The sequence below is a fragment of the Streptomyces boncukensis genome (assembly GCF_011045075.1).
In the GTDB taxonomy this organism is placed as follows: Bacteria; Actinomycetota; Actinomycetes; order Streptomycetales; family Streptomycetaceae; genus Streptomyces; species Streptomyces boncukensis.
Map to the genome: position 1 here is coordinate 1 of NZ_JAAKZZ010000954.1, position 1,380 is coordinate 1,380.

The 1,380-nt window shown below is 73.5% G+C and carries 2 protein-coding genes; both read left to right on the forward strand.

The window, feature by feature from the left end; translation table 11 throughout:
• Nucleotides 1-502: hypothetical protein (locus G5C65_RS37265; protein WP_165303462.1), on the forward strand; the 502-nt coding region annotated here is incomplete at its 5' end.
• Between the two features lie 93 nt (nt 503-595).
• Nucleotides 596-1,380, forward strand: a 785-nt coding sequence (pcaD, locus tag G5C65_RS37270) for a 3-oxoadipate enol-lactonase (protein ID WP_165303463.1), incomplete at its 3' end; no start/stop codon positions are given.

A 1,380-nucleotide genomic window follows, 5' to 3' on the forward strand; every position in this document is an offset into this window, starting at 1 on the left:
GCTGGTGCTGGTGACCGTGGTGCTGCTGATCGCGATCCCGGCGGGCTTCCTGGTCCAGCAGGCGTTCCGCAGCCGGGAGAGCGGCCGGGACAAGGAGCGCGCCGCCGGAGCCACCAGCCTGGTCTACGCCCGCCCGCCCAAGGTCAGCCAGCGCATCTACGACGTCCCGGTCCCGGAGCAGGCCACCCGCATCGCGTTCTATGAGACGAACGCATGGGAACGGAGCCGGATGTGGGTGCAGTTCCGCACCAGCCCGAAGCGGCTGAAGGAGTTCCTGCGGGACATCGACGGCGACAGCGGGACCCTCACCCTGGACAAGGGACGCGTCACCATCGGCGAGGGGCAGGCGCGCAAGGTCGGCTGGCGCTTCGACGAGCCGGGCCACCGCTACGCCGGGACCGTCTACACCCAGTCCGGCCACGAACCCGATCTGGCGATCACCGTCGACACCACGTACAAGTCCAGGCCGCGGGTCTTCGTCGTCTCCACGGCCCAGTTCTGACGGGCCGGGCCCGCCCCTGTCCGTGCGCCCCGTCGGATCCGCCGGATCCGACCCCCCCGACGGTGCGTCCGCCGGGATGGGTAGCGTGACGCCGTGACCGATGCGACCCCCGCCACCACGCTGCACCACCGGATCGACGGTCCCGACGAAGCGCCCGTACTCGTCCTGGGCCCGGCGCTCGGCGCGACCTGGCACATGTGGGACCGGCAGATACCGGAGCTGACCCGCCACTGGCGCGTCCTCAGATACGACCTGCCCGGACACGGCGGCTCACCGGCCCGCTCCTCGGACTCCGTCGTCGACCTCGCGCAGCGGCTGCTGGCCACCCTCGACGGGCTGGGCGTGGAGCGCTTCGGCTACGCGGGCTGCTCGCTCGGCGGCGCCGTCGGCGTCCAGCTCGCGCTGGCCGCGCCGCAGCGCGTGACCTCCCTCGCGCTGGTCTCCAGCTCCCCCCGGTACGGCACGCCCGACTCCTGGCGGCAGCGCGGTGTCGTCGTCCGTACCAACGGACTCGACCCCATCGCCCGCTCCACGCCCGAGCGCTGGTTCACGCCCGGCTTCGCCACCGCGCAGCCCGCCATCGTCGAGTGGGCGGTGCAGATGGTCCGTACGACCGACCCCGGCTGCTACATCGCCGCGTGCGAGGCGTTCGCGGCCTTCGACGCGGCGGACGCGCTCGGCGGCATCGGCGTGCCCACGCTGGTGGTCGTCGGAGCCGAGGACGACACCACTCCGCCCGCCGAGGCCCGCGCCCTGGTCGCCGGGGTTCCCGACGCGCGGCTCGCCCTGGTGCCCGGCGCCGCGCACCTGACGCCCGTGGAGCAGCCGGGCGCCGTCACCGACCTGCTGATCCGGCACTTCACCACCAGCTGGCAGGA